Raw genomic sequence first — 25,229 nt, 5'->3', positions numbered from 1 at the left:
CTAGTCCGACAAGCTCACGGTGGAGTGGCCCTTGGTGAGCATGGCCCAGGCGTTTTTCAAGTCGTCCAGGAGCATGGCCGGGTTGGCGATGTTGCGCTTGAGCCGCCACCAGATGTAGCCCGGGCGCAGGTAGTAGGCCATGTAGCCTTCCTTGCGCAGTTGGTTCATGCGTTCCTGGGTCAGGCCGTCGGGCACGTAAGTGGGCCAGACCTTCCAGAAGTCCTCGCCGTATTCGAAATTGATGTAGCGGTCGATGAAGTCCGGGGGCATCTTGCCTTCCTCCATGGCCACCTTCCACAGCCTGGACCCGGGCATGGGCACGGCGGGCTTGATGCCCACCTGGCCCAGACACTTGATGCCGCTCTTCTTGAGCTTCAGGGGGAAATAACAGGTCTGGCGCATTTCCTCCTCGGTCTCGGTGGGGTGGCCGATGACGAACGAGGCCTCCACGTCGAAACCGAACTCGTCCAGGATCTTGAACGAGCGGAAGATGTCGGCGTCCTTGAGTTTCTTGCCGATGATCTGGTTACGCACCCGCTCGTTGCCCGACTCCACGCCCACGAAGAACGAACGGCACCCGGCCCGCCACATGAGTTCGGCGGTTTCGCGGTCCACCTGGTCCAGGCGCAGGCTGCCGGCCGACCAGCGGATGGGCTTGCCCCATTTGATGAGCGCCTCGCACATGGCCACCACGTTGGACCGGCGCAGGGTGAAGCTCTCGTCCATGAATTCGTACTTGCCGCCGAACTGGTCGTAGTAGAGTTCCATTTCGCCGATCAGGTTCTCCGGCGAGCGCACCCGCACCCGGCGCGAGGCCGGGGAGCGCGAGCAGAAAATGCAGCTGAACGGACACCCCCGGGTGGCCAGGGTGGTGTAGCGGTCAAGCCCCATGGCCTTGTAGCGATCCAGGTCCACCAGGTGATAGGCCGGATAGGGCACGTCGTCGAAGGACTTGATCTGCACGCCCTCGTACAGACCCTTGACCTGCAGCCCGCCCAGCACCTTTTCGGCCAGGTCGGGAAAGGTGACGTCGCCGTCGCCCACCACGCCGAAGTCCACCTCCGGGTGGCGTTCGAGAAAGGTGGGATCGTTGGAGATGTGGTAGCCGCCCAGGGCGATGGAAATGGCGTTGCCGAAGCGGGCGCGCAGTCCCCGCACCACCCGCATGGTGTTGTGGATCTGGGGCGAAACCGAGCCCAGGCCCACCAGCTTGACGTTGAGCTTCGAGACCAGGTCGCAGACGTCCTCCACGCCGAGGGGTTCGGTGGAAAGGTCGCGGATGGCCACGGACATGCCTCGGCGTTCCAGGGCGGCGGCCACGTAGGCCACGCCCACCGGCGGATAGTGCTGGATGCCCCGGGCCAAGTGTCCGAGCTTGATGGTGGAGTTGATGAGCAGGATATCGGCCATGGATGCCTCGTGCTTAGACCCGTGCGGGCGTTGCGGTCAAGGGAGTGGGCCGCGACCCATCTCGGCGAGCAGGCGGGAGTAGATGACGTCCCACAGGTTCTCGCGGGAGGCGGCGATGACGTTTTGGCGCACGGCGAAGTAGGTTTGCGGATCGGCCAGCAGCCCGGTCACGGCCTGGGCCAGGGCTTCGGGGGTGTATTCCACCACCCGGCCCAGATTCTTTTCCAGCACCTCGCGGTGGGAGGGCGGCACGGCGGTGGTGATCACGGGAAGTCCGCAGCCGATGGCTTCGCGGATCTTGATCACGTCGCCGAAGCGCTTCACGCTGGTCTTGAGCGGAGCGTAGGGGGCGAGCGCCAGCCCGGCCCCGAGCTGGGCCTGGAGAATGGCCTGGCGGTCGCTTACGAACCCGCGCCAGGTGACGCGCTCGTCCAGTCCCAGGGCCGAGGCCCGGGTCTTGAGCCGGGACAGGTCCGGGCCGTCGCCCAGCACTTCCAGCCGGATGTCCGGCAGGGCCCGGGCGATGAGCGGCAGGGCTTCTATCACCAGGTCCAGGCCGTTTTCCGGGCCCACGCCGCCGCAAAAGACCAGGCGGGAAAGGTCCACGGCCTCGTCCGGGGGCAGGACCACCCCGTCGGGGATGAAGCCGAAAGGCGCCCAGTGCTGACGCCCGAAGCGGGTGTCGTCGAAATGCAGGATGTCGCGCCGGGCGTCCTCGATGGCGTAGGTGTAGTTCCAGATGTGGTCGCACAGCAGGCAGGCGGTGCGGTCCATTTCCAGGTAGATCTTGTTGAGGACGGGATTGGCGAACTTCCAGGGCGACCAGTCCGAGATGTAGTAGACCGCGCTGTCGACCTTGCCCAATTTTTTGAGCACGCCGCCGCAGATGGCCAGAAGCGATTCCACCCCGATGAACAGGTCGTAGCGCCGCACGTGGACGCCGGCCGCCCATATGCAGGCCAGGAGGTCGCGCAGCTTGAGGCGCATGTAGGTGCGCGAGGCGGCTTCGCTGGCCTTGGGGGAAAAGGGGCGGGTAAAGCCGGCGTTCCAGGTGCGAAAGCGGGTCAGCCGGCCGTTTTCGAAGAACGAAAGCTGGGGCCTGGCCACCATGCCCGGCCGGGGAACCGAAAGTTCCAGCAGGGTCAGGCGCTCGCAGCGCCGGGAAAAGTAGTCGAGCAACGGCCAGGCCGGGCTGTTGTGGCGGATACGCTGGCCCGACTCGTCCAGAATGTCCGAGCAGGTGGCGATGAAGGCGCTACGCAGAGGTTTGGCCGGGGTCATAGGGGCTTTCGCGCCTTGGCCACGATGAGGGCGGCCCGGCGCGGGTCCAGGCGTCCCAGCAGGTCGCCCGCGCGACCCGGCAGGGGGAACGATCCGGCTCCGGCGAGTTTTTCCACGCAAAATCCGTGGACTTCGAGCATGTCGGCCAACCCCTGGTAGGCGAAGACCCGACAGTGGGGACTTTCCTCGTCGCCCAGCCGGGTCATGCGTCCGCCCTGGAGCTTGTTGCCCAGGCGCCACTCGGGGCTGAGCGCGATGGTCATGGTGAAAGGCTCCTGCCCGAGCATCAGGGCCAGGATGTTGTGCCAGGAGCTCAGGTTCTCCGTGCCGGCCAGCAGCACCCCGCCCGGCTTGAGGATGCGCAGGGCCTCGGACAGGTGGGTGTCCACGTTCACCAGGTGTTCGACCACGAAGTGGGAAAAAACCACGTCGAAGGTGTCGGACGGCAGGTCCAGGACGGTGTTCAGGTCGTCCTCCACCACCGTCTCGAAGCCCGCGTTCCGGGCCCGCCGGGCTTTTGCGGCGTGGTTTTCCACTCCGGTCAGGCCCTTTCGCGCGCCCAAGACCGACAGGGCGAAGGACCCGTCGCCGCAGCCCAGGTCGCAGATACGGTCGCGCCGCTCTCCCCCGATCAGGGAGACGCAACGTCTGCGGTAGCCATCCAGCCAGGCGTCCCAGTAGCGTTCGTGCAGGCCCATCAGCTGTTCCGTTCGTATACGATGAGATTGCCCTGGCGCATGGTCACGGAAAATCCCGGCAGGTCGATCTCTTCGGGCGTGACGAAGGTGGTGCTCACCAGAAAGGCGTTCAGGTCGTACTTGTCGGCTATTTCGCGCAGGGGCTTGGTGATGAGCGGAAACCAGTCGGCCAGTTCCCACACGCCCACCGAGTTGTCGGAAAGAAGCACCCGGCCGTTGTTCAGGAAATAGGCCATGGCGTCGGCCAGTCCGTGGGGCAGGCAGGCCAGGCGCACCTCGTGGGGACGTCCGTTCAGGTGGGCGATGACCGCGCGCAGGGCCGGGGTGACGGACTTGTCCGGGTTTCTCACCACCAGCTTCACCTGAAAGAACACGATGAGCGCGAAGCATCCCACCCCGATGACGCAGGGCAGAACGTGCACTATGCCGGGCAGGCTCGGCTGCGCGGCGAATTTGAGGATCATGGTGCCGGCCGCGGCCGCTGCGGCGGTGGTGCCGAACTCCAGGTAGCGTTGGCCCTCGCCCAGGAAGCGAAGCAGCGGCAAGTTGAAGAGAATCCCCAGGAAAAACAGGATGACGGACCACTTGACGAACAGCGACAGCCAGAGGTTGTCCGCCGCCGGCACGGAAAAGACCGCGCAGAACACGTAGAGAATCCAGGGATTGACCGCGAAGAACGGCGCGACCGGGATCTTCCAGATGAGATATTCGATGCGGCGCACGAAGTCGGTGTGCTTGCGCTGGGCTGTGGGGTTGCCGCGCACCTGGTGGGCCAGGCGGTTCTGGATGTTGTACATCCAGAAGCTGATCATGAGCAGATGGCCGCGCAGGTAGCGCAGGTAGAGTCCCCGGGTGGCGAAGATGGAAACCAGAAGCCCCACGGCGAAGGCCAGCAGCGGCCGGATGGAGCCTTCCACCATGGCCAGCCAGAAGAGCGTGAAGAAGAGCACCTGCATGGCCATGCGGTGGGTCATGGAGAGCAGCACCACGCCGGCCACGGCCAAGACGAAGGTCACGACGCCCGGATGGGCCGTGTAGCCCAGCACCCCCAGCATGGCCCAGGTGAAGATCAGCCCGCCCAGGGTGCGCAGGCTCAGGTTCGAGGCCTCCAGCGGAACCACCGGGGTGAGCAGGTACACGATCTGGGCCAGATGGCCGCCGGCGGCCTGTCCCGAGGCGGCCACGCCCATGGCGTAGACCGTCAGGCTCGAAAGCACGTCGAAGGCCGGGGAGATGAGTCCCTGGTTGCGGTCCAGCCAGTCCTTGGGCAACAGGGAGCACAGCCAGGGCAAAAGCGGCGGGTTGTCCACCGATCCCGGAACGAGATATTTGTGGGGCAGGCTCTCGGGCAGTTTTTTGTTGTCGCGGATGTACTGGGCCAGCAGGGTGAAGCGCCAAGTGTCTATGCCGAAATAGCGATTGATGAGCCGGGGCCAGACCTGAAAGCAGTAACCGGCCAGGGCGATTCCTAGGGCGAGAAGAATATCCATGGGCTCTCCGGAAGGGGGCCGGCTGCGGCTCTCCCATTGACAGTGGCGGCTTCCGGGAGGAAACCGGACTTGGGCTTACGGCCAGCATGGGCGAAAGTCAATGCTGGCAAGGCCCGCCAGCCCTTCATCACTCCCTTCAAAGGATCATTCCATGAGCGATTCGGATCAAAATCCCACGCAAGTCGCCCTGTTTACCCCGCTTGTCCTGCGCGGGGTCACCCTGAAGAACCGCATCGGGCTTTCGCCCATGTGCCAGTACTGCGCCGAAGACGGCCTGCCTAACGACTGGCATCTGGTGCATCTGGCCTCGCGGGCCGTGGGCGGGGCCGGGCTCGTGCTTACCGAGGCCACGGCCGTGGTTCCCGAGGGGCGCATTTCTCCCTGGGACCTGGGGCTGTGGAACGATGCCCAGCAGAATGCCCTGGCCCGCATCGCCGCGGCCGTGAAATCCCTGGGCGCGGTTCCCGGGGTGCAGTTGGCCCACGCCGGACGCAAAGCCGCCTGCTCGCAGCCGTGGGCCGGAGGCCACCGTCTGGACGCCGACAGCGGCGGCTGGGACACCATGGCCCCGAGCCCCCTGCCGTTTCGCGACGACGAGCCCGCGCCCTTGGCCCTGGACCAGGCCGGAATCGAGGCCTTGATCCAAGCCTTCGCCACGGCCGCGCGCCGGGCCGTGGACGCCGGTTTCGAAGTGGTGGAAATGCACGCCGCCCACGGCTACCTGCTCCACCAGTTTCTCTCGCCGCTCACCAACCGGCGCGACGACGCCTGGGGCGGCAGTCTGGAAAACCGCATGCGTCTGCCCCTTGCGTGCGCCACGGCCATGCGCGCCGCACTGCCGGACGAAACCCCGCTCTTGGTGCGCGTTTCGGCCACGGACTGGGCCGAAGGCGGCTGGGATCTGGACCAGACCGTGGCCCTGGCCCGGGCTCTCAAACCCCTGGGCGTGGACCTGATGGATGTCTCCACCGGCGGACTGCTCCCCCACGCGCACATACCCGTGGCCCCGCTCTATCAGGTTCCCTTCGCCAAGGCCGTGCGCGAAAGCGCCGGGCTGCCCACCGCCGCCGTGGGGCTCATTACCGAACCCGAGCAGGCCGAGTCCGTCATCGCCTCGGGACAGGCCGATTTGGCCCTTTTGGGCCGGACGCTTTTGCGTGAACCCTACTGGCCCCTCAAGGCCCGTTTGGCCCTGGGATTGCCCGGCGGTTGGCCGTTGCAGTATCAGCGCGGCGCGCCCAAGGGGGCGTAGCAGCCTGTCGAAAAACTCTCGCTGGCTGGGTCGCTCCAAAAAACGCAACCCCTCAACGGATGCGAACCACTCTTCGGGCTTGACTTTTTTCGCGCCTTGCCCGCGTCTGTATTGTACAGGCCGCGGAAGTCAACAGGTTCAACGGACAGGGGGGAGGGGAAGAGCGCGTATTCGGAAAACGAAACCTCTTTCGTCAAAAAAGGGGCGTTCTCCCCGTCCCCCCCCTCTTTCCCCAAAACGTCGGCTCCGGTTCCGGACAAGCGGACCTCCTTCACGCCGAAAGGAAAAAGTTTTTTGGAGGATGGGGGCTTGGGGGAAGGAACCTTTTGTTCACAAAAGGTTCCTTCCCCCAATCTTCTCCATCATCCATCATCCATCCATCATCCATCGTTCATCATGAGGACATCGTCTCATGGGCAAGTTCTTCGACGTCTTCGCCGACCGGCAGTTTCAGAGCCTGTCGGTGGCGCATTTTCAGACCACGCTGGGTAACAGCCTGCTGGTGCCTGTCCTGCCGGTGTATCTGCACGGCCTGGGCTTTGTGGAGTCCCAGATCGGCATCATCATGGGGTCCACGGCCATGACCGCCCTGGCGGTGCGTCCCTTCGTGGGCATGCAGGTGGACACGCGCGGCAGCCGGCCCGTGCTGTTGGTGGGCCAGGCGCTGCTGGTGTGTTCCATTCTGGGACTGTTGCTTGGGCGGGGCGTGCTGGGTTTTTCCCTCATCCGCATGGTCTTCGGCGTGGCCTTGGCCTGCTATGGCACAGGCGCGGTGACCTTCGCCAGTTCCATCGGCGTCGGGCAGACCAACACCAACGCCATCGCCTACTATACCCTGACCACCATGCTCGGCCTGGGACTGAGCATGGGCGTGTCCCAGGCGGCCTACGAAACCTTGGGCTTTCGCACCTGCGTCTGGGTGAGCTGCGCTCTGATCGCCGCGGCGACGGCCGTGATGGCCTTTCGGGCGCGCAACTTTCCCGTGCCCGCGCGCAACGCGCACCGGGCCTCCTTTTGGCGGGTGCTTCGGGCGCGGGCCGTGGTTGCCTCGTCCGTGGGGCAGTTCGGGTCGAGCTTCGCCTTTGGCGCGCTTTTCACCTTCGTGCCTCTGGCGGCGGTGAAGAGCGGCGTGGCCTTGTATTCGCCGTTTTTCATCGGCTTCGCCGTCACGGTGATCGTGTCGCGATTCTTCGTGCAACGCACCATCGACTTCTTCGGCCTGGAAATGACCTGCGTGCTCGCCTACGCGGTCATGCTCGCCGGGGTGCTCTGCCTGCTCGCGCACCTTTCTCCCGTGATCCTGGCCGTGGCCGGCGCGGTCTTCGGAGCCGGGTTCGGCGTGACCTTCCCGTCCTTCGTGCTGGTCGTCGTGCGGCGCATTCCGGCGGCCAGCCGGGGCACGGCCCTGGGCGTGCTCATCGCCTGCGGCGACATCGGCATCGCCCTGGCCGCCGCCGTGCTGGGCGCGGTGGCCGAACATTTCGGCTACATCTGGCTTTTTGTCGCGGTGCTGGGACTTTTGACGGTCAGTCTGTTGGCGCTGTTCAGGCTTTTGCGCCTGGGCAGGCGCGCCAGACGGTGAACCGGACGGCCCGGCGCGGGACGCCCTCGCAAACCACGGAAAGCCGCATCAGGCTTTTTTCGCCGGTTGTCCCAGAAAGAGCTTGGCCGCCAGCAGCAGCATGAGCAGGCCGAAAAGCTTGCGGAAAAGACCCGCCGGGACATGGGAGACCAGGTGTGAGCCGAACTGCGCGCCGATCACGCCGCCGATGCCGGTAAGCAGGGCGATGCGGTAGCGGATGATGGAATGGCTCCTGATGTGAGCGAGGATCGAGGACGGCGCGATGCACAGGATCGCGCAAAACGAGGTGCCCACGGCCAGGGATGGCGACATGCCCATGGTCAAAAACAGCGGCGTGAGCAAGAAGCCGCCGCCCAGCCCGACGAAGGCGGCCACCGCGCCGACGCCCATGCCCAGGGCGGTGAGCCAGACAGGGTGCAGGGTCAGCCACAGGATGTCTTTCTCGGCGCCCGGAATGGCTATTTCCAGGCGCTGGGACAAAAACGCGACCTCGAAGGCCAGGGAGACGAGCAGCGTGGCGAAGACCTTGCGGAACGTGTCCGCGGAAATGGCGTGCGCCAGCCGCGTGCCCGCCTGCGCGCCGACCAGGCCGCCCAGTCCGATCCACCAGCCGAGGGAGAAATCCACCCGGCCCCCCAGGGCGTCGGCCACGAAGCCGGACAGGGAGATGAGCAGGGCCACGCAAATGGAAGTTCCCGAAGCGGACATGTGCTCCATGCCCAGGAACAAAAACAGCGGCACGATGAGAAAACCGCCGCCCATGCCGGCCAGGGAGGCGCAGGTCCCGACGATCAGGCCCATGCCGATGAACGAGGCGGCGAAGGACGGCCCGGAAAGGGCGGACAAGCGGTCGAGGGGCGTGGTCTGCATGGGGGCCGTCCGGGTGGGTTGGTGGTGAGCCTGAGGCAATCTATCCGCGCCGCCCGGGCGGATCAACGCCAAAATGTCCCCTCGACCTTTCCGGGGATGTGGCGGGGTCACTGCCTGGTCAGCTCGTCCTTGTCGGCCGGGGATTTTGTCTGATCGTTTTTCCCGGGGTCGTCCGTGAAGGCGAAGACCAGGGCCAGCGCGAGGAGCGCGACCATCCCGAAAGCCAGCCCCTTGAGGCCTGTTTCATGGCCGCACAGAACCAGCGCGCCGTTCAGCAGGAGCCAGGCGATCAGGGGGATTCCCGCGAGGACCAGGGTTTTGCCCGGACCGAAGGCGCTGGCGAATCGCATGATGAGGTCGAGCAGACAGACGAGCCCGATCAGCAGGCCGAATGCCTTGGGCCAGGGGCGCAAGGCTCCGCCGCTGCTGATGCGGACCAGCCAGACGAACCATTCCCCGGTGTTGAAGAAGACGGAAAGCGCGGGCAGGGACAAGAGGCTCGCCGCCAGGGCGCGCAGGGCGTTCCCCGGGGGCGGGCTGCGTCGCGTGGGAGCGGAGGGCGCGCGCCGTTTTTCGACTATGCGGAGCAGGCCCCGGTCCGTTTTGTCGAGCCGCCAGCCGAGTTCCATTGCGACAAGGGCCGCCGAGGCCGACAGATACCAGGCCAGTATTTCCGGCCCGCCCCAGGCGAGCAGGGCCACGAGCGCTCCCGAGGCCCAGAGCCCGGCCAGCGCGGCCCGAGACGTGCGTTTGTCCGTGCGGACAACCTGAAAGAACACGCAGGCGGGAAACACCAGCCCGGCCGCGAAGCCCAGGTTGAGGCGCATGTTGGGTTTCCAGCCCTCAATGGCCCAGGTGGCCGTGCTGTCCCATGCGGTCGGCTCGAAAAGCCCCAGCGCCAGGGTCAGGACCAAGGCCGCGGCGAACAACCAGAGCGCCCGGAGAATTTTTGAGCGGGTCACGGTCTGTCCTCCCCGTCTTGGCCGGTAGGGGCGTCTTTGTTTGAATACTTGGAGTCATTGCAGACAATGACCGTGATGACGGCGAAGAAGGCCAGTCCCGAAAAGAGGAATCTCTCCCACAGGTTTCGCAACAGGGGAAAAATGATGAGCGCCATGAGGGGGGCCGTCACTGTCAGAATGAACCAAATGGACGCGCGTCTTCGGAAAATAAAATCGAAGCGGTTGGTGAGAGCCGCAAGCAGGAAGAGCAAGACCGTGTCGAGCGGTTTGTCCCGTTGCTTGTGCACGAGCAGAAAGGCCAGGGCCGGAAAAAACAGCCCCGCGCCAAAGGCCAAGCCCACCTTTTCGGGGGGCACTCCGCTCCACGCGGCCAGAGCCCTGGCGCTCGCGTGATCGTGGCCCACCGGATAGGCCATCGCGCGCCCCAGGGCCGCGAGGGCGAAAAAGGCGAGCGTCAGCCGGCGCAGGGACCCGCCGGGTTTGGACGCGCCGGAGGCCGCTGGCCGGAACGAGCCTGACGCATGGCGGGATTGAGCTTTCATGGGACGTTTATTTTCGTGGCGCATGGTTTTCTTGGTTTGATTTGCGTCAACGGTGTGGAGAAGGCTGATTTTTACGATATTCATTTTTGTTTTGGTTCGCTCTTGCGACATGTATTCGTATAACAAGTATCCGTCAAGGCGGACGTTTCCGGGGGCGGAGAACATGCGCTGCGCCTCTCAGACGGGCGGCGCATTCAACATGTTTATTATGGGGAAGGGGAACGCACGCGGTCGCCGCGCCTGGACGGCGGGGCGGGGCGGGGCGGGGGAGGGGGAAGGCCCCCTTTGGTCAAGGCGGGTCGGGGCGACGGAAAAACAACCGGTGACCGGGCGCCGCGCGTGCGGCCGAGGCGGTCCGGTCACGAGGCGCGCCTGTCGCGCCGGTTCCTGGGAAGCGTCCGTTTTACTTCGCCGCGTTCGCCTTGCCGTCCAGCAGCTTGCCGGCCAGGGCCTCGCCCAGGTCCCGGCCGCCGGCCATGCGGGAAAGCTCCGCCCGCAGGGACTCGCCTTCCAGGCGGGAGCAGGTGGTTTCGGTCTGGCCGTCCTCCACATGCTTGTTCACCAGAAAGTGCCGACCGGCCAGGGCGGCCAGTTGGGGCCAGTGGGTGATGAGCAGCATCTGATGGTCCGCAGCCAGGGCGCGCAGCCGCTCGCCCACGCGGGTGAGCGTCAACCCGCCGATGCCCGCGTCCACTTCGTCGAAGATCAGGGTGGACCGGTCGGACTCGGCCCGCAGGCTGGTCAGAGCCAGGAGAAATCGGGACAGTTCGCCGCCCGAGGCGATGCGGTCCAGGGGCTGGGGCGGCTGGCCGGGATTGGGCGCGAAGAGCAGGCGCGCGCTCGACTCCACCACCGCGGGCAGACCGTCCTCGGCGGCAAAGAGCACTCCGGGCGTAAACTCGTAGAGCACCCGCACGTGCTCGGAAAAACCCAGGCCGCGAAGTTCCTCCTCAATGCGCCGGGCAAGCGCTTCGGCGGTTTCGCGCCGGCAGGCGTCCAGGCGTTCGAGCACCTGGGCCAGCTCTTCGCGGTGTTCCCGGCGGGCGCGCTCCAGGCGCTTGAGATCCAGGCCGGCGCTGTCGAGAAAACTCAAGTTTTCCTCGATCTCCCGGGATAGGCCCAGAATTTCGGGCAACGAGCGTTTGAGCTTGCGCTTGAGCTGGGAAAGTTCCCACAGACGGGCTTCGACAACTTCCGGGTCTCCCTCGGCCTCGGGCAGGCCCTGGCGCAGGCGCGACGCCAGATCGCCCAGGGTGTGGCGCATGTCGCGGACGCTTTCCAGGTCTTCGGCGAACCGGGCGTCCGCTTGGTCGAGCACGGCCAGTTCGTGCTCCAGTCGCCCCATGGCCCCCACCAGGCCGTCGTCGCCAAGCAGCAGGGACATGGCCGTATCCAGGGCCTCGCGGGCCTTGCGCGACTCGCGCAGGCTCTTTTCGCGCTCCATGAGTTCTTCTTCCTCGCCCTCGCGCGGGGCCACCTTGTCGATCTCGGTCCGCTGCATCTCCAACACTTCACGGCGGTCGTCCAGGTGGTGCAGGCGTTCGCGCAAGTCTTCAAGCTCGCGGCCCACGGCCGTGGTGCGGCGCACCAGGGCGTCGCGCCGGTCCAGAAGTCCGGGTTCGGGCAGGGCGTGGTCGAGCAGGCGGGCTTGAAACGTGGGGGACAAGAGCTTCTGCTGTCCGTTCTGGCTGGCGTGCAGAATGAGGCGGGGCTTGAGCTCGCGCACGGCCTCCTGGGTGGCCAGTTGGCCGTCCAGAAAGATACGCGCCCGGCCGGTCTCGGCCGAAAGCTCGCGGCGCACGATGAGTTCGCGTCCGTCCAGCACGAAGAGCGCCTCCACCAGGGCCTTGGACGCGCCCGCGCGCACCATGTCGGCGTTCAGGCGCTCGCCGGTGAGAAATTCCAGGGCCTTGAGAATGAAGGTTTTGCCCGCGCCGGTCTCGCCGGTGAGGACGTTCAGGCCCGGCGAGAATTCCAACTCCACGTCGGCTATGAGGGCCAGGTTCCTGATGCGCAAGAGTTCGATCACGGTGAAAGCCTCCGGGCCGTTCCTACCGTCTGAGACGGGGGTCCAGCAAGTCGCGCAGGGATTCCCCAAGCAGATTGTAGCCCAATACCGTGAGCAGGATGGCCAGCCCCGGAAAGACCGACAACCAGGGGGCGATTTCCAGCACTTCCTTGCCTTCCAGCAGCATGTTGCCCCACGACGGCGTGGGCGGCTGCACGCCCAGGCCCAGAAACGACAGCGACGATTCCACCAGGATGGCTCCGGCCACCCCGAGAGTGGCCGACACCAGCATCGGCGCGGCGGCGTTGGGCAGAATGTGCGTGGCCAGAATGCGCGCGTGGGAGCATCCGGCCAATCGGGCGGCCAGCACGAAGTCGCGCCCCTTGAGGGTGAGGGCTTCGGCCCGCACCAGCCGGGCCACGCCCATCCAGGAGGTCAGGCCGATGACGGCCATGATCTTGGTAAGGGAGGGCTCCAGGAAGGCGATGACCGCCAGGATCAGAAAAAACGACGGAAAACAGAGCATCACGTCCACGCCGCGCATGATGATCTCGTCGGCCGGTCCGCCGAAGTAGCCGGCCACCAGGCCGAAAAAAATGCCGACGGCCAGGGACAGGCCCACCGCCACCAGGCCCACCCACAAGGACACCCGCCCGCCGTACAACATGCGCGAGAACACGTCGCGTCCCAGGGCGTCCGTGCCGAAGGGATGGGCCAGGCACGGAGGCGTGAGCAGGGCGTCCACGTTCAAGGCCGTGGGGTCGTAGGGGGCTATCCAGGGGGCCAGAAGCGCGGCCAGCGACACCGCGCCCACCAGGAAAAAACCGGCCACGAACAGGGGATGGCGCAGAGCCCTGGCGAGAAATCCTTCAGGCATGGCGACCTCCCTGGCGTATGCGCGGATCGGCCAGGGCGTAGCCGGCGTCCGCCAGCAGGTTGCCAGCCAGGGTGAGCACGGCGCCCAGCACCAGGTTGGCCATGATGAGCGGATAGTCCCTGGATTGGATGGCCTGGTAAAAGAGCTGGCCGAGTCCGGGCAGTCCGAAGATCTGTTCGATGATGACCGATCCGCCGATGAGTCCGGGAATGGAAAGCCCCAGCAGGGTGATGACCGGAAGCAGGGCGTTGCGCAAGGCGTGGCGGTAGATGACCACGCGCTCCGAAAGGCCTTTGGCCCGGGCGGTGAGGATGTAGTCCTGGCGAAGCACTTCAAGCATGGAGGCCCGCATGTATCGGCTCATGCCGGCCAGCCCGCCGAAGATGTAGATGAACATGGGCATGGCCAGGTGGGCCAGCAGGTCCTTGGCCTGTCCCCAGGGGGAAAGCTGGGCGTGGTGGAGCGAGGTCAGGCCCGAAATGGGCAGTACGGGCCAGACGATGCCCAGGGCCAGCATGAGAAGAAGCGCCAGCCAGAAGCCGGGCATGGCAAAGCCGAGAAAGACGAACACCGTGGAGGCCCGGTCGAAGAGGCCGTTCTGTCTGGCAGCGGCGGTGACGCCTATGGGGATGGAAAGGGCCAGGGTGATGATGAGGGCCGCCATGTTCATGCCGAAGGTCAGGGGGAGGCGCTCCTTGATTTTGTCCCAGACGGGTCGTCGGTCTCCCGTAAGGGAGTTGCCGAAGTCGAAGCGGGCGATCTTTTCGATCCATCGGGCGTATTGAATGTATATGGGCTGGTCCAAGCCGTAGAGCTTTTCCAGCCGGGCGATGGCCTCGGGAGTGACCAGGGGGTTCATGTCCGTTTGCAGGTCGGTGGGTTTCCCCGGGGCGAGATGGATGACCCAAAAGCTGATCACCGTGATGCCCAGAAAGACCACGACGAGCCAGAGCGACTTGAGAAGCAGGCGTTGGATGAAGGAGCGCACAGATGACCTCCAGACCGGGCTTTCGTACCAGCAGGGGGCAAGGGGAGGGAAGAGGCGAAAAAGTTTTTTTCGCTTTTGAATTTTTTGTGTTGACAGCCAGGTGGTTTTGGTTCATTCCCTTTTTCCGCGACGGGGCTGTAGCTCAGTTGGGAGAGCGCTTGAATGGCATTCAAGAGGTCGTCGGTTCAATTCCGTCCAGCTCCACCAAAGACCTCAAGGGGTTATCCAAGAAATTGGGTAACCCCTCCTTTTTTTTACATTGGCTTCCTCCGCCAACACTTTTGTTGGCGCTCCCGGACACCGAAGTCTCGGTGAAGCAGCATTCCCCTGTATGAGCATCCAGAAGACGACCCCTTGAGGAAAATTCAAGCGGTCGTTTTTTTATTGTGTTTTTTCGCCGTGTTGGAAAAAGGTTTTCGCAACAAGCCGCAGCGAAGACTGAGCAAAAAGATGATGGCCTCTTGAGGGGTTTTCAAGGGGTGGTGGTTGGGGTGGTCTTCGACGTCACCAATCAGGGGAAAGGAAATGTGCTCCTGGTGAGGAGGCGGACTTGCCGGAGGGGAGCAGGAGCGATCCTGGAGACGACTTCTTGATGAAAAATCAAGGGGATGTGTGGTGGGTGGCCTTCATCTGCGCCTGATGTGCCTGCTGCGGTTTGGACTTTTGGACATTGCGAGTGCATCCCTGAGAAAAATTGCGGGCCGGTGCAGGACTGGGCAGGACTGGCGCTGACAAAGTGTATCGGATGCTGAAAGGGGTGACCGGATGCTCTACTGTTTTGCAGGGTCGGGTTCCTTCTCTCTGACCGCCCTGAATGAGCCCTGATGCGAGTGCTGACGGAAGGGTAGGTGGAGCGAGTCACAGGGGGATTGGATTTTGCCCTGCCCAGGTGGTCTGCTGGGCCTTCTCAGGTCCTCCCCTCGGCTTGTCCCGGACCTGCCCCAATTTCCCACAAAACAGGGCCTTCCTGGGCCTTTTCTGGGGTTCTGGGGATTGGTTCCCCGGTGCTGGGGAAGTTTCAGGAGGGGGTGTTTTTGGAGGAATGTACGTTTTTGCAGAGGGTTGGGCAGTGGTTGGTGGGGCGAAACAGCCGGTTTGGACACTTGGACATTTCCGGTGCATCCCTGGAGAAAATGAGGAGGACCATGCTGATCAAGGGCAGGGTTCGCTCACCGTTTTCTTCTTGTATGAGCACTGGTGAGGGCTTTGACGCGGGAGCAGCCGGAGCGAGTCACAGGGGCCTGTGAATTTACCCTGGCCCATCTTCCTCCTGGGACTTTCCTGTCCTCCCCCTCCCTGCCCACCCCGGACACCCCCCAAATTCTCGCGGGCTGGCCCCTTCCTGGGCCTTTCCACTGGGACTGGGGATAGTCAAGCCCTGGGGCTCTGGGGCCTCCAGGAGGAGTGGGATGAGGAATGGTCGCTTTAGGGTGAGATCTAATGCAAAAGGCCCCGTCCTTCAGGACGAGGCCTTAAAAAACAGTCTGGTCACTTCTACCAGGTGCGCCGCGCATGGCTATCAAAGCCATTGTTACGGGGAGCCCGGGCCCTTTCTTGAGCTTCGTTGACCGTTAGGCTGCGGCCCCCGAGGGTGGTGCCGTTCAGGGTCTGGATGGCGGCAAGGGCACCATCGTCTTGCATCTCCACGAATCCGAATCCGCGCAGGCGGCCCGTCTCACGGTCGGTAATGAGGCTGACGGACAGTACTTCGCCGTGGGCAGCAAACAGGGTACGGATTTCATCGTCATAAGTGGAAAAGGGCAAGTTTCCGACGTAAATTTTCTTGGACATGTGGATAGCTCCTAGAGGTAGTAGGCGGTAGTCTTCGTGAAGTGGAGCTTAGCGAAAGCAAAGGTCCAAGAATCAATAAGATGTCGGCCTGTTCAAATTGTTTATAATCAATATGCTCATTGAGAGGGCTTGGCAAGGAATATTATTTCAAAACGTTGAATAATCATTTCACAAGGCGCTGAGCGGCTGGTAACATCCCATGATCTTGCATAATAAATTTTAATATTCAGGCGTGGAAATGTGTCATTTATCATTATGAATGATCGCTAACCTGGGGCGCGGACTTCCTGAGCGAGTCACAGGGGGTGGGATTTTCACCCTGCCCTGGTGGTCTCCTGGGCCTTCTCCGGTCCTCCCCCCGGCCTGTCCAGGGCCTGCCCCAATTTTCCACAAAACAGGGCCTTCCTGGGACTTTCTTGGGGCGCTGGGGATTGGTCTCCCCGGTGCCGGGGAACTTTCAGGAGGGGGTATTTTTGGAGGAATGTACGTTTTTGCAGGGGTTGGGGAGAGGGTGGTGGATGCGTCTGAGGAAGTTTCACTTTCGCATCGTCGTGTCGGCTGGCCCAAATGTCACTTTAGGATTAAGCATGAATAAATTTCCAACATGATGAAAATATTATTTTTTTTCAGTATAAACTTGCGTTTTTTTTGTTCCAGCTTTTTTGCTGGACAATGCAAAGTAATGGTGAAATAGAATTAGTAGGAAAAAAAACGAGTTCTAGCCGTCATTCTCGGCCTGCATAGAATTGAGGCAAGTGTACTGCGCAAATAGCCTAAATGGGTAGTGTGTCTTATGATTTTTCTCTGTCCGTGTTGGCTCCTGGATTATCCCATGTGCTAGCTAAGGTGCTAATTATTATTGAGCGGGTTTTGTTGTGTGATCGACGGCATTATACAACGTCGAGGATTTAATTGTTTTTCGGGAGAGCTCCGCGGCGTCAACGGTAGACTGGGGGTCTTAAAATGTTTGATGTGATTGATGATAGCTTACTGATAACAAGGCTCCGTAGCCAGTTAGATGTTGTCAACGCGTCACTGAAAAAAATCAATCTTGATCTGTCGAAGCAGTTGATCAAGGTTGACGGATTGGAAGAAGCAAATAAAAGGTTGTTATTGGAAGGTGATTTAGCTCAATTAAAAGCTGATAATTGTGTGTCTCAAGTCAGCACGCTAAAAAAGCTGGTTGTAAGGTTGCAGTCAGAGATAAAATATCTGTCTGAAACCATTGAAAGAGCAAGAGAGAATAAAGTTGCTAGAGAAAATGTTGAGCACTTGATTAGTCACGATTTGCGGGGGGCTGCCGTAGCGTCTGTGAGCATTCCTAATCTATTAATGTCGGACGGCAATTTGACGTGCGACCAGGTAGAACTGCTTGATGGGTTAAGGGTGAGCGCGTTACGTATACTGAAAATGCTAGACATGAATAGGGATCTGTATAGAATTGAAACAAATGAATATGTTGTTGGCACTGATAAGCTGTCTTTGGAAAGCATAATCGACGAGGCTTTGAAAGAAACCCATGGCTCAATTGTAGGCAAAAAATTAATAATTGAAAAAAACTATGGCGAAGCAGCCTCTTTACCCTTGCTAGGGCCTTTAGTTGTAAATGGCGATATGACACTTCTTGTATCCGCTTTTTATAATGTTATTGTGAATGCTGTGCAGGCATCCCCTGTCGGCGGAGTTATTGCTATAACTGTCGTCAAGGGTGACATGCTTTCTGTCGCCATTATGAATTCTGGAGAGGTGCCGCCTAATATACGGGCTAATTTTTTTGACAAATTCGTAACATCTGGCAAGGAGTTTGGTACGGGGATAGGCACATATTCTGCCATGCTAATAGTGAACGCCCACTGTGGTGATATTTTGCTGGATACCTCGGTGCCAGGGCGAACGACTCTTACAGTGTTGTTGCCAATTACCGATTAAATGTTTGTCACGAGAAGGGTTGGCGGTCTTGTAATGAATATTTTTATCTTGGGGCCTATGTGAATAGGTGCTGACTTTTTTTGTTTTGCCACGCTGTTATTGTTTAACTTTGTGCATTTATCTCGCTCATTAAGCGAGGCGGATTTGATTGCTGTCGCGCTACACTGGTGCTAAGTGTTGTGGCCTAAAGGCATTGTCTATGTTTCTGTGTTGCGTATAAATGTGTCACACTAAATATGTCGCTGGAGGGTGTATTGATAAATAAAATATTCGAGTCTCCTTCAAAAGAAATATGCGTTGGAAAAATTTTTGAAGCAAGTGGCGCGAAGTTTGATGCTGATGTTGCAGTTGGGCTTTGGCAAAAGATTATGCGCCACAAATGGATTCTTTCAGAAAAGTTGAATCGTGATGTTGGGTTTAGGATAGCATGCAACGACTTTCTCGAAAATATTGGGACGGACGAAGAACTCGCCACGCACAATCAGGAAAAACTTCTTGTGCAAATGGGGGCGCGCACTATCAGCCGTGACGTTTGGGATACTATATCGGACACGCAACCGCCCAAGAGGTTGATCCAAAAAAGGATTATTCTTCCATTGGTTGAAAACGAGCTTTCAAGAAAGCATGGTGTCATGCCGCCAAAAACTATCATCTTTTTTGGACCGCCAGGCACTGGTAAAACCCACTTCGTCAAAGCGATGGCTGGACGGCTGGCATGGTGGTTCATAGAAATCGCTCCAAGTATGCTTATGATCGACGGCGTAGATAAAATAGGAGCTCATCTACGGGCAATAATGGAGAATGCCAGGAGACTTGACGAAGTAATTATTTTTATTGATGAATTTGAAGAGTTTGCAGGCAGTCGGGATAGCGCAAACCGTGTCGACAGATCGATTACCAATGAATTTCTTAAACAAGTGCCATTAATAAAAAGTCTACAGAATAAGATATTACTTGTTTGTGCGACAAATTACATTCGTCAACTAGATGTCGCTCTACTACGACCCGGGCGTTTTGATTGTATCGTTCCGGTCGGTACTTTGGATGACGATGGGAGACGAACCATATTAGAATACTACCTAGACAAGATGAATAGAGGGTGTGTTGATTTGGATCACATAGTTGCCTTGACGCAAAAGTTTACTCCAGCTGACATAGAATATCTTTTCCAGATAGTCGCTCAGCATGCTTTTGAAAGTGAATGCGAGGAAAGGAGCAATGTCTCTGTTACAACTGAAATGATAGCTGATGCAATAGAATCCTTTAGGCCATCCTTGACAGAAGCTATGATCGCGGAGTTTAAGGAGGATACAGCTATTTATTCGAGGGTTTGAAATACGTTCCTGACTGCAGGGAAACAACCCTAGCCAACTTTTTTAGTCCATAAGAACAGAATGTTGAACCACAAGCGCAGCCCCCTGCGCATACGGTTTCCCCCTCGCTCCTCCATTCATCCTCCCCAAAAACTCTCCCCCCGTCGTGACCTCCTCCCCGAGCTGAGGCTACCCTCCCTGGGAATCCCCATTCCCGACCTCTGGAGGAGCCTATGCCTGACAGCCCGACCCCCAATATCATTTTCAGCTACACGCGCGCCGACGCACTGGCTGACGGCGTCCTGATCGACATAACCCCAATTGCAAGAAATTACGGCTTCAAACTGCCCTTTGCCATCTCGGATGCGCTTTACCACGGGTATGTCGAGCCTCCTGCTGACCTGGAAGCGCTGGGGCAGTCCTTTGAGGGACGTCTCCATGACCTTCTGACCCTGGCAAATGTCGCCGCCAGAAGAAGTGTGGGAGAAGACAGGGTCTACTTCAAGGTCGCGTTTCTGATGCGTCCCGAGAAGACGGAGACGGTGCAGGTCGTCCTTCACGTCGGACCTGGTGATTCCGGTGAACCGGTGCTGACCCTTTGTCTGCCGGAGGACCTGTGATGGCTTCCTCCACTTCTGATGACGCGCATGACCTGGATCGGCTGGATCAACTGGATGCCCTGCTGGCCCGTTTTCGTCCCATCGAGCACCTCTTTCAGATGATGGGTGCTGTCGGGGATACCGGTGACGGGGTGGCACTGGTTCGAGGTTGCGCTGAGATCGGACTGAACCTGACTGGCCAGTTTCGAGAGGAACTGGGGCGGGTATTCGGAAGAGACGGTGGAGGTGTAGAAGCGGAGCGATTGGGGTAGCTCCAGTGGTGCTTGTTCGCCGCCTCCATCACTTCGCGAGCAAGACCCTGGCCATGGTCAGGATGGCCCGCGCCTGCTCCTCTGACGCGCCGGCAAGAAGCGTCTCCAGTTCCTTACGGGCCTGCTCCTTCGTCAAACCGACGTCGCCCAGGTCGAAAAGGACGGTCAACTTCTCTTCCAGTGCAGCGGATAGCCGCTCGATGTTCACCAAGGTGGGATTCCCCCTGCCGCGCTCGATTTCTCCGACACTTTGCAGGGACAGGCCTGCCCGGTCAGCAAGTTGTTCCTGGGTCAAGTCCTTGGCCCGACGCAATGTCCTGATGCGTTTTCCGAAATCCTTGAGAATGTCGCCCATGGCACCGTCCTTTTGGGACAGTTTAGGGCAAGTGCTTTTTCGCCTTAAGCAGGTATGGCCTATATCTTGCTTATAAATCAAAAGTAAACATTATATTTTGACGCATATAGCGAGTAAACTGAAGGGTTAAGCCAGTTCGAGCGCTGGCAGCCAGGAAAAAACGTTCCATCAGCTCAGGCGCAAACCCGTAGCCCGAGCGGAAGGAGTTGCCTGATTATGTCCCTGATAATCAATCACAATATGATGGCGATGAATGCCGCCAGAAATTTGAACTCCACGTATGGAGCGTTGTCCACATCGACACGAAGGCTGTCATCAGGCTTGCGAGTCGGGATTGCTGCTGACGATGCGGCAGGGCTGGCCATCCGGGAGATGATGCGGGCTGACATCGCTTCGACCAACCAGGGAGTAAGGAACGCCAATGACGCCATCTCTATGATCCAAGTGGCTGATGGAGCTTTGCAAGTTGTAGACGAGAAGCTGATCCGCATGAAGGAGCTTGCTACCCAGGCGGCCACCGGCACCTACTCGTCCGACCAGCGGTTGATTATTGATAGTGAATTCCAGGCAATGGCCCTGGAGATCGAACGGATCGCCAAGGCGACAGATTTCAACGGGATCAAGCTGCTGCAAGGAGCAGTGACCACTGTTTCGTATACGCCTGCATATCTTGAGGACATGACGGCGCATTACACCTTCGACGGGACATTCGCCGACGCCGAGGGTGGTGCAAACGTGATCCCCTATAACAACGTCACCCTGAACGCGAACAGCGTCAGAATCGTAGGGCAGTCTGGTGATTTCACACTCCCTGCGACACCCGCTGGAGGATACCTGGAAGTGCCTCAGGTCGACTGGTCCGCATATTCCGACCTCACCATCTCCATCAACGTCCAGGAAGACAACATCACCCAGGTCCAGAACCAAGTCTCATACTTGACATACTCAAACCTTTTCGTGGGCATTCACCGGGACAACAACAATATTCAATTCAGGGCAGGCCCGAACGTTTTGAACGTTGCTTTCGACAGCGCGACGGATCGGGGGCATCTTATAAACTGGACGATGACCCTCGACAGTGACCGCTTCGCAGTATTCAAGGATGGGGCGTTGGTCGCAGAGGATACCTCCCCGGCAGCCCTTAACACCCCGAACCCGGCATATGCGGACGAACACAATATTGGGATCGTTTATTGGACGGATGGTGGCAGGCGAAACGCAGCCAGGTTCGTCGGCAGCGTCGAGGACTACCGGATTTACAACAAATCCATGTCCAATGATGACGTCCAGAGTTTAGTGTCCAAGCAGGAGGCAGGAGAATACACGGTCCCGATCGACCAGAACAGCCTCAAGGTCCACTTCGGGACAGGCAACAGCAGCGCAGAGGACTACTATTACGTCAACATGAGCAGCGTCACTGCCCAGTCTCTAGGAGTCGGCGGCATGGCAGCGTACAACTCAGTACCTTCCTGGTATTCGACCCGGCAGGATGTTTCGTTCAGCTCCATCGCGAGCCAGTATTCGACGCCGCAGTCCGTCATCGACATGATGGGGAGTTCCGTGGGCACGTGGCACACGGACCCTGCCCAGCTCGACAGCGCCACGAAACTGTTCGTCGGCAAGGACAAGGACGGTATCACTCGCGTCTTGATGTACACAAAGGACAGCGCCGGGGTCACTTCGTACAATGGCCCTGTGAGTGTTCCCGATGGGACGGACATCACCACCCAGGACTTGGCTCAAAAGGCGCTTGGCGCTATCGACAAGGCTATCGTCAAAAAGGACAATGTCCGAGCTGCGCTGGGGGCTTCACAGAACCGCCTTTCCAACACGATTCAGAACTTGCAAATCCAGGCGGAAAACCTTCAGTCCTCCGAGTCGCGTATCTCCGACACGGACGTGGCCCAGGAGATGACGGAGTTCACCAAGGAGCAAATCCTGACCCAGTCAGCGACCGCAATGCTGGCCCAGGCGAACTCGTTGCCCAAGATGGCGCTTCAACTGATCCAGGGGTAGCCCCATCAAACGACCGATTCGCCGCCTCTGGCCAGTGGGTGTCTTGGCTGACGCCAGCCCAAGAAAAGATATAGCCCCTGCCTGAAAGAGAACGAAGGGGGTGGGGATCAACACCGCCCCCTTTGTCTCCTTGGGTTTCCTGACCCGCCTCCCCGTACCCGTCTTCCCCTTGGCCCCCGGATTCGCGCGGGACACCCCCTTCCTGGGATTAGGGGCTGGTCCTGGGGTTTGGGTGTCCCCCCTTGGGCAAAATCACAGGAAATCGCAGATATGGCCCAATGTCCGTTTTCAGCCTCCCCCGTCTGGTCAACGATCCGAGAGAGGTCATGACCGCATGCGCAGTATCCTGCGCGTCCGGTTTCAGTTGGCGGCAACTCCCCTGAGCCAGCCTGGATTGTCGCTCAAAAGGAGATTTGCTACTTCTGGACAATGGCCAAGAAGTCCGACGAAAAGAAAGTCCTCCGCTTCGACTCCCACAGGCTCAAGAGCGTCGCCTTCTGGTTCTGGGAGTACCAGAGGAGAAATCCTGCCTATCGAAAATTCTCATATGCCATTGAATATTATAGGTTTTATTTCGAGGAGCTTGGCGAGCTAGAGGCTATTGAGTCTAAAGAGGGCTGCAAGAAATTCGAATCCGACGCCTTTGACATGGAGGACCCCAACCCGAAGAACCATCCCTATGCCCTGTACCTTGAGGAAAAATATGGGGAGGAAGCTCGCCTTGCTTTTTACAGGCTGTCCTTCTTGATTGAAGCAGTGCGAAGGCGCTTTCATAGAATGTATCGAAGCTGCGACATAGGTCTGCAAACAGATCGAGCTTTAAATATAATCCTCGACAACAAGCATTACCAGCAGAGAGGCACTCGGTGCTCAGACATTGAATTGTTACGAAAAAATGGAATCACACTAGAAAGCAAAAACCACGCCGACATCAATGCATTGCTTCGATCTTACTACAAATGGGCCATGAGCATTGATGAAGACACTCCCAATCATTATTTGGCTGATCTGAATAAGACCTCAGGCATCCTTCTGAACCATAATCAAGCTCTGAAGGACCCCGAGCAGGTTATGCTCGAGCTTCATGCCGTCAAAATATTCAATGCAACCATCGACAGTATATTTACTAACAAACGGATTGGCGACGAAACACTGGAAGCAGTCTATAAGCTGTGCCTCGCTGGAGGCAACATCGTAAGCTCTGACATGACTAGGCTAATCATTCTATGGATGTGGGACAAAGCCCACGACGCCGATGGGTCAACAATAATCCGTTTTGATGAAGTCCATGCCATGTTACGTAGTGTATTTTCCTTGGATAAGAGAGCAAAATACAAGATACACACCTTGTTTATCAAGAAACATAGGCTTTTCGAATACTATGAAAATCTCTGCGCTAAGATCAACACCATGAACCCTCTCTGTACTAAGCAAAATGGGAAGCAACTCCCCTCGATAAAAGACGTCCTCAGCCTTTGAGGCTTCTCCTCCCGCCCCAAGCCCCTCTTTCGATCCGCCTGAAAACTACTTTTGGGTTTTCTTAGTTATCTGCCTGATCTTTATGGTTTTATGAGAGACAAAAGGTGTTTGGACCTCTTGTCCCCAGCCATGATTGCACCTGGATTAGACCGCTCTCCAAGAACAACGGCGCAATGGGATTCGGTCGCAGGGACCGCCTCCCCAAAGAGCCACTTCCCCCTACAGGGGGGCAGTCATGGAGGATACCATGAGCAACGACAACAAGCCGAACATCTCTGTCACCGGCGGTCCTGGCAAACCCCACAACTCGGATGGCAACAGCTCCACCAGTTCTACCGGCGGCATTGGTGGCATGGGCTTTAGCGGTGGTACTGGCGGTTCCGGTTTTGGCGGCGGGCTTGGCAGGGAAATTAACTCGATCATGGACGAAGAAGAAAGCGTTGAAGACTTTGCAAGGAAGGTTGTTGGAACCGGACTCTACGGTGCCACTGGCGGGGAAGGACAACACGGTCCGATTGACAAAGTCCAGATGAACAGCAGTTCGCTGGCGGCGATGGGTAAATTGTTCTCGGACAAGATCAACAAGATGGATAGCATCGACGCAATCCTTCAGGATTTCAACACGTGCCAGACTAACCTTGACCTTGTCCTGCAGAAGACCAGCGCTGTCAATGCCTTCTATGCGTTCATGCAGGGCAAACGTCTCCTTCGCATCAAGGCTCTATTTATTCAGGACAACAATAAGGATTGGCAAAAGTGGATTCCTACCAAGGTTCTTCTTGAGAAGCGGACACGGCAGAAATACATGAGTCTTGCTTCTGTCCCCATGGTGGAAACGCACCTTGAATACGGCGTCGAGCGTTTGGCTGAGTTCGGCTCCTTCTTTGGCTCAAAGAATAGAGACGAGAAGGATGCGATGGGTCTCGACCCCTTCAGCTGGTACATGAAGAAGTTCAACTTCCGCATAGACTCCAGCTATGACGAGCGCAAAGAGCATGTCAACGGTGCCCTTGAAGTGAGCAAGCTGGAGCGTCTGGGCATGGAGTTTCCCCTGGATGTGATGCTCAGCTTCCTTAGGAAGCATGACGCGCTGACAGGTGACGAGCGTAAGCATCTGATTAAGCTGTATAAGCAAGACCCGCAGAAGCCGGTCGATCTGCTCAACAGGATTATCGCCAAGGAGCTGGAACGCAAGAACCTCATCGCTGGCACGAACCCTCCTCCTGCTGAGGAGAACTCTGACGCTAGCAATGCCCAGGGCACTCCTAGTTCTGGTGCTGGTGACGCTACGGCTGTGACGGGACCGAACATCGAAAAGCAGGTCTTTACCCTGTGCAAGTCGCTGGAATCCGCCACCACTCCAGAGGGAATCAAGCTCGACAACTCGATCGACCGTAATGTCTTGATGAGGCTCAAGAGCTTCATCGATCAGCTCTTGGAGATGGATCAGGCAACCCAGAGCGCCCAGGACACACAGAACGCCGCTGCCTAACCAGCAACAACCTACAAGGCCCT

At 59.2% G+C, this 25,229-nt stretch carries 20 protein-coding genes, 1 tRNA gene and 3 pseudogenes; 12 read left to right on the top strand and 12 right to left on the bottom strand.

From position 1 onward, the window contains the following. The 4 genes from ACYQ01_RS11675 to ACYQ01_RS11660 are packed head-to-tail and all read right to left on the bottom strand — an operon-like array spanning position 1 to position 4,879. A complete protein-coding gene (locus ACYQ01_RS11675; protein ID WP_459934037.1) occupies positions 1-1,410 on the bottom strand; it encodes a B12-binding domain-containing radical SAM protein in 1,410 nt (469 codons plus the stop codon). Positions 1,411-1,446: 36 nt separating this feature from the next. Next, positions 1,447-2,691, bottom strand: a complete 1,245-nt coding sequence (locus tag ACYQ01_RS11670) for a glycosyltransferase (protein ID WP_459934036.1) — start codon at positions 2,689-2,691, stop codon at positions 1,447-1,449. Further along, complete coding sequence (locus ACYQ01_RS11665) at positions 2,688-3,389, bottom strand: class I SAM-dependent methyltransferase (RefSeq protein ID WP_459934035.1); 702 nt, start codon at positions 3,387-3,389, stop codon at positions 2,688-2,690. Before ACYQ01_RS11665 ends, ACYQ01_RS11670 begins: the two co-directional genes overlap by 4 nt. Next, on the bottom strand, positions 3,389-4,879 hold the full coding sequence (locus ACYQ01_RS11660) for a hypothetical protein (protein ID WP_459934034.1): 1,491 nt from the start codon (positions 4,877-4,879) through the stop codon (positions 3,389-3,391). Before ACYQ01_RS11660 ends, ACYQ01_RS11665 begins: the two co-directional genes overlap by 1 nt. Positions 4,880-5,030: 151 nt before the next feature. Here ACYQ01_RS11660 and ACYQ01_RS11655 point away from each other — a divergent pair, with 151 nt between their 5' ends. Together ACYQ01_RS11655 and ACYQ01_RS11650 are read left to right on the top strand one after the other, a co-directional pair. Next, positions 5,031-6,131, top strand: coding sequence for an NADH:flavin oxidoreductase/NADH oxidase (locus tag ACYQ01_RS11655; protein ID WP_459934033.1), 1,101 nt, complete (start codon positions 5,031-5,033; stop codon positions 6,129-6,131). A gap of 412 nt (positions 6,132-6,543) precedes the next feature. Beyond that, positions 6,544-7,713, top strand: a complete 1,170-nt coding sequence (locus tag ACYQ01_RS11650; RefSeq protein WP_459934032.1) for an MFS transporter — start codon at positions 6,544-6,546, stop codon at positions 7,711-7,713. Between the two features lie 48 nt (positions 7,714-7,761). Here ACYQ01_RS11650 and ACYQ01_RS11645 read toward each other — a convergent pair whose 3' ends face one another. The 6 genes from ACYQ01_RS11645 to ACYQ01_RS11620 form a co-directional block, all read right to left on the bottom strand. After that, positions 7,762-8,583 (bottom strand): sulfite exporter TauE/SafE family protein, encoded by an 822-nt coding sequence (locus tag ACYQ01_RS11645; RefSeq protein ID WP_459934031.1) that lies wholly within the window; start codon positions 8,581-8,583, stop codon positions 7,762-7,764. A gap of 107 nt (positions 8,584-8,690) precedes the next feature. Beyond that, the gene (locus ACYQ01_RS11640; RefSeq protein WP_459934030.1) at positions 8,691-9,545 is read right to left on the bottom strand and encodes a hypothetical protein; all 855 of its coding nucleotides are present in this window, start codon (positions 9,543-9,545) and stop codon (positions 8,691-8,693) included. Next, positions 9,542-10,087: a hypothetical protein gene (locus ACYQ01_RS11635; protein ID WP_459934029.1), complete on the bottom strand. Its 546-nt coding sequence runs from the start codon at positions 10,085-10,087 to the stop codon at positions 9,542-9,544. Before ACYQ01_RS11635 ends, ACYQ01_RS11640 begins: the two co-directional genes overlap by 4 nt. 403 nt (positions 10,088-10,490) lie before the next feature. After that, positions 10,491-12,116 (bottom strand): DNA repair protein RecN, encoded by a 1,626-nt coding sequence (locus tag ACYQ01_RS11630; protein ID WP_459934028.1) that lies wholly within the window; start codon positions 12,114-12,116, stop codon positions 10,491-10,493. Between the two features lie 22 nt (positions 12,117-12,138). Further along, the gene (locus ACYQ01_RS11625; RefSeq protein WP_459934027.1) at positions 12,139-12,972 is read right to left on the bottom strand and encodes an ABC transporter permease; all 834 of its coding nucleotides are present in this window, start codon (positions 12,970-12,972) and stop codon (positions 12,139-12,141) included. Further along, positions 12,965-13,960 carry an ABC transporter permease gene (locus ACYQ01_RS11620; RefSeq protein ID WP_459934026.1) on the bottom strand — a complete coding sequence of 332 codons (996 nt, stop codon included), beginning with the start codon at positions 13,958-13,960 and terminating at the stop codon, positions 12,965-12,967. The genes ACYQ01_RS11625 and ACYQ01_RS11620 overlap by 8 nt, the downstream gene beginning before the upstream one ends. 131 nt (positions 13,961-14,091) lie before the next feature. Between ACYQ01_RS11620 and ACYQ01_RS11615 the strand changes: the two genes are divergently transcribed. Beyond that, positions 14,092-14,167 (top strand) — tRNA-Ala (locus ACYQ01_RS11615). 1,287 nt (positions 14,168-15,454) lie between these two features. Here ACYQ01_RS11615 and ACYQ01_RS11610 read toward each other — a convergent pair. After that, positions 15,455-15,751, bottom strand: a complete 297-nt coding sequence (locus tag ACYQ01_RS11610) for an RNA recognition motif domain-containing protein (RefSeq protein ID WP_459934025.1) — start codon at positions 15,749-15,751, stop codon at positions 15,455-15,457. A 963-nt stretch (positions 15,752-16,714) separates the two neighbouring features. On the opposite strand from ACYQ01_RS11610, the gene ACYQ01_RS11605 reads away from it, so the two are divergent. The 4 genes from ACYQ01_RS11605 to ACYQ01_RS11590 all read left to right on the top strand — a co-directional run bounded on the left by ACYQ01_RS11605 (position 16,715) and on the right by ACYQ01_RS11590 (position 19,864). Then, entirely contained in the window at positions 16,715-17,680 is a 966-nt protein-coding gene (locus tag ACYQ01_RS11605; protein ID WP_459934024.1) for a sensor histidine kinase, read from the top strand. A 254-nt stretch (positions 17,681-17,934) separates the two neighbouring features. Next, entirely contained in the window at positions 17,935-19,014 is a 1,080-nt protein-coding gene (locus ACYQ01_RS11600; RefSeq protein WP_459934023.1) for an ATP-binding protein, read from the top strand. Positions 19,015-19,226: 212 nt separating this feature from the next. Further along, positions 19,227-19,613, top strand: a complete 387-nt coding sequence (locus tag ACYQ01_RS11595; protein ID WP_459934022.1) for a DUF6573 family protein — start codon at positions 19,227-19,229, stop codon at positions 19,611-19,613. Further along, a complete protein-coding gene (locus ACYQ01_RS11590; protein ID WP_459934021.1) occupies positions 19,613-19,864 on the top strand; it encodes a hypothetical protein in 252 nt (83 codons plus the stop codon). The genes ACYQ01_RS11595 and ACYQ01_RS11590 overlap by 1 nt, the downstream gene beginning before the upstream one ends. A gap of 28 nt (positions 19,865-19,892) precedes the next feature. Here the strand turns inward: ACYQ01_RS11590 and ACYQ01_RS11585 are convergent, their stop codons facing one another. Then, the gene (locus ACYQ01_RS11585; RefSeq protein ID WP_459934020.1) at positions 19,893-20,219 is read right to left on the bottom strand and encodes a helix-turn-helix domain-containing protein; all 327 of its coding nucleotides are present in this window, start codon (positions 20,217-20,219) and stop codon (positions 19,893-19,895) included. Between the two features lie 216 nt (positions 20,220-20,435). On the opposite strand from ACYQ01_RS11585, the pseudogene ACYQ01_RS11580 reads away from it, so the two are divergent. The 5 genes and pseudogenes from ACYQ01_RS11580 to ACYQ01_RS11560 form a co-directional block, all read left to right on the top strand. Next, positions 20,436-20,864, top strand: a pseudogene (locus ACYQ01_RS11580) (flagellin N-terminal helical domain-containing protein); the annotation flags it as partial. A 33-nt stretch (positions 20,865-20,897) separates the two neighbouring features. Next, positions 20,898-21,497, top strand: a pseudogene (locus ACYQ01_RS11575) (LamG-like jellyroll fold domain-containing protein); the annotation flags it as partial. Positions 21,498-21,935: 438 nt separating this feature from the next. Continuing rightward, positions 21,936-22,235, top strand: a pseudogene (locus tag ACYQ01_RS11570) (flagellin); the annotation flags it as partial. 429 nt (positions 22,236-22,664) lie between these two features. Continuing rightward, complete coding sequence (locus tag ACYQ01_RS11565) at positions 22,665-23,714, top strand: hypothetical protein (RefSeq protein WP_459934019.1); 1,050 nt, start codon at positions 22,665-22,667, stop codon at positions 23,712-23,714. Positions 23,715-23,961: 247 nt separating this feature from the next. Continuing rightward, positions 23,962-25,206 carry a hypothetical protein gene (locus ACYQ01_RS11560; protein ID WP_459934018.1) on the top strand — a complete coding sequence of 415 codons (1,245 nt, stop codon included), beginning with the start codon at positions 23,962-23,964 and terminating at the stop codon, positions 25,204-25,206. Positions 25,207-25,229 lie beyond the last annotated feature (23 nt).

The sequence above is a fragment of the Fundidesulfovibrio butyratiphilus genome, from assembly GCF_054657235.1.
This window is presented reverse-complemented; position numbering and strand designations above follow the sequence as displayed.

What these genes read in the sequence shown, in the direction of transcription:
- ACYQ01_RS11585 (WP_459934020.1), bottom strand. Translation starts at nt 20,219, where the DNA reads ATGGGCGACATTCTCAAGGATTTCGGAAAACGCATCAGGACATTGCGT.
- ACYQ01_RS11660 (WP_459934034.1), bottom strand. Translation starts at nt 4,879, where the DNA reads ATGGATATTCTTCTCGCCCTAGGAATCGCCCTGGCCGGTTACTGCTTT.
- ACYQ01_RS11650 (WP_459934032.1), top strand. Translation starts at nt 6,544, where the DNA reads ATGGGCAAGTTCTTCGACGTCTTCGCCGACCGGCAGTTTCAGAGCCTG.
- ACYQ01_RS11635 (WP_459934029.1), bottom strand. Translation starts at nt 10,087, where the DNA reads ATGAAAGCTCAATCCCGCCATGCGTCAGGCTCGTTCCGGCCAGCGGCC.
- ACYQ01_RS11565 (WP_459934019.1), top strand. Translation starts at nt 22,665, where the DNA reads ATGGCCAAGAAGTCCGACGAAAAGAAAGTCCTCCGCTTCGACTCCCAC.
- ACYQ01_RS11645 (WP_459934031.1), bottom strand. Translation starts at nt 8,583, where the DNA reads ATGCAGACCACGCCCCTCGACCGCTTGTCCGCCCTTTCCGGGCCGTCC.
- ACYQ01_RS11610 (WP_459934025.1), bottom strand. Translation starts at nt 15,751, where the DNA reads ATGTCCAAGAAAATTTACGTCGGAAACTTGCCCTTTTCCACTTATGAC.
- ACYQ01_RS11625 (WP_459934027.1), bottom strand. Translation starts at nt 12,972, where the DNA reads ATGCCTGAAGGATTTCTCGCCAGGGCTCTGCGCCATCCCCTGTTCGTG.
- ACYQ01_RS11655 (WP_459934033.1), top strand. Translation starts at nt 5,031, where the DNA reads ATGAGCGATTCGGATCAAAATCCCACGCAAGTCGCCCTGTTTACCCCG.
- ACYQ01_RS11595 (WP_459934022.1), top strand. Translation starts at nt 19,227, where the DNA reads ATGCCTGACAGCCCGACCCCCAATATCATTTTCAGCTACACGCGCGCC.
- ACYQ01_RS11665 (WP_459934035.1), bottom strand. Translation starts at nt 3,389, where the DNA reads ATGGGCCTGCACGAACGCTACTGGGACGCCTGGCTGGATGGCTACCGC.
- ACYQ01_RS11605 (WP_459934024.1), top strand. Translation starts at nt 16,715, where the DNA reads ATGTTTGATGTGATTGATGATAGCTTACTGATAACAAGGCTCCGTAGC.
- ACYQ01_RS11670 (WP_459934036.1), bottom strand. Translation starts at nt 2,691, where the DNA reads ATGACCCCGGCCAAACCTCTGCGTAGCGCCTTCATCGCCACCTGCTCG.
- ACYQ01_RS11675 (WP_459934037.1), bottom strand. Translation starts at nt 1,410, where the DNA reads ATGGCCGATATCCTGCTCATCAACTCCACCATCAAGCTCGGACACTTG.
- ACYQ01_RS11590 (WP_459934021.1), top strand. Translation starts at nt 19,613, where the DNA reads ATGGCTTCCTCCACTTCTGATGACGCGCATGACCTGGATCGGCTGGAT.
- ACYQ01_RS11560 (WP_459934018.1), top strand. Translation starts at nt 23,962, where the DNA reads ATGAGCAACGACAACAAGCCGAACATCTCTGTCACCGGCGGTCCTGGC.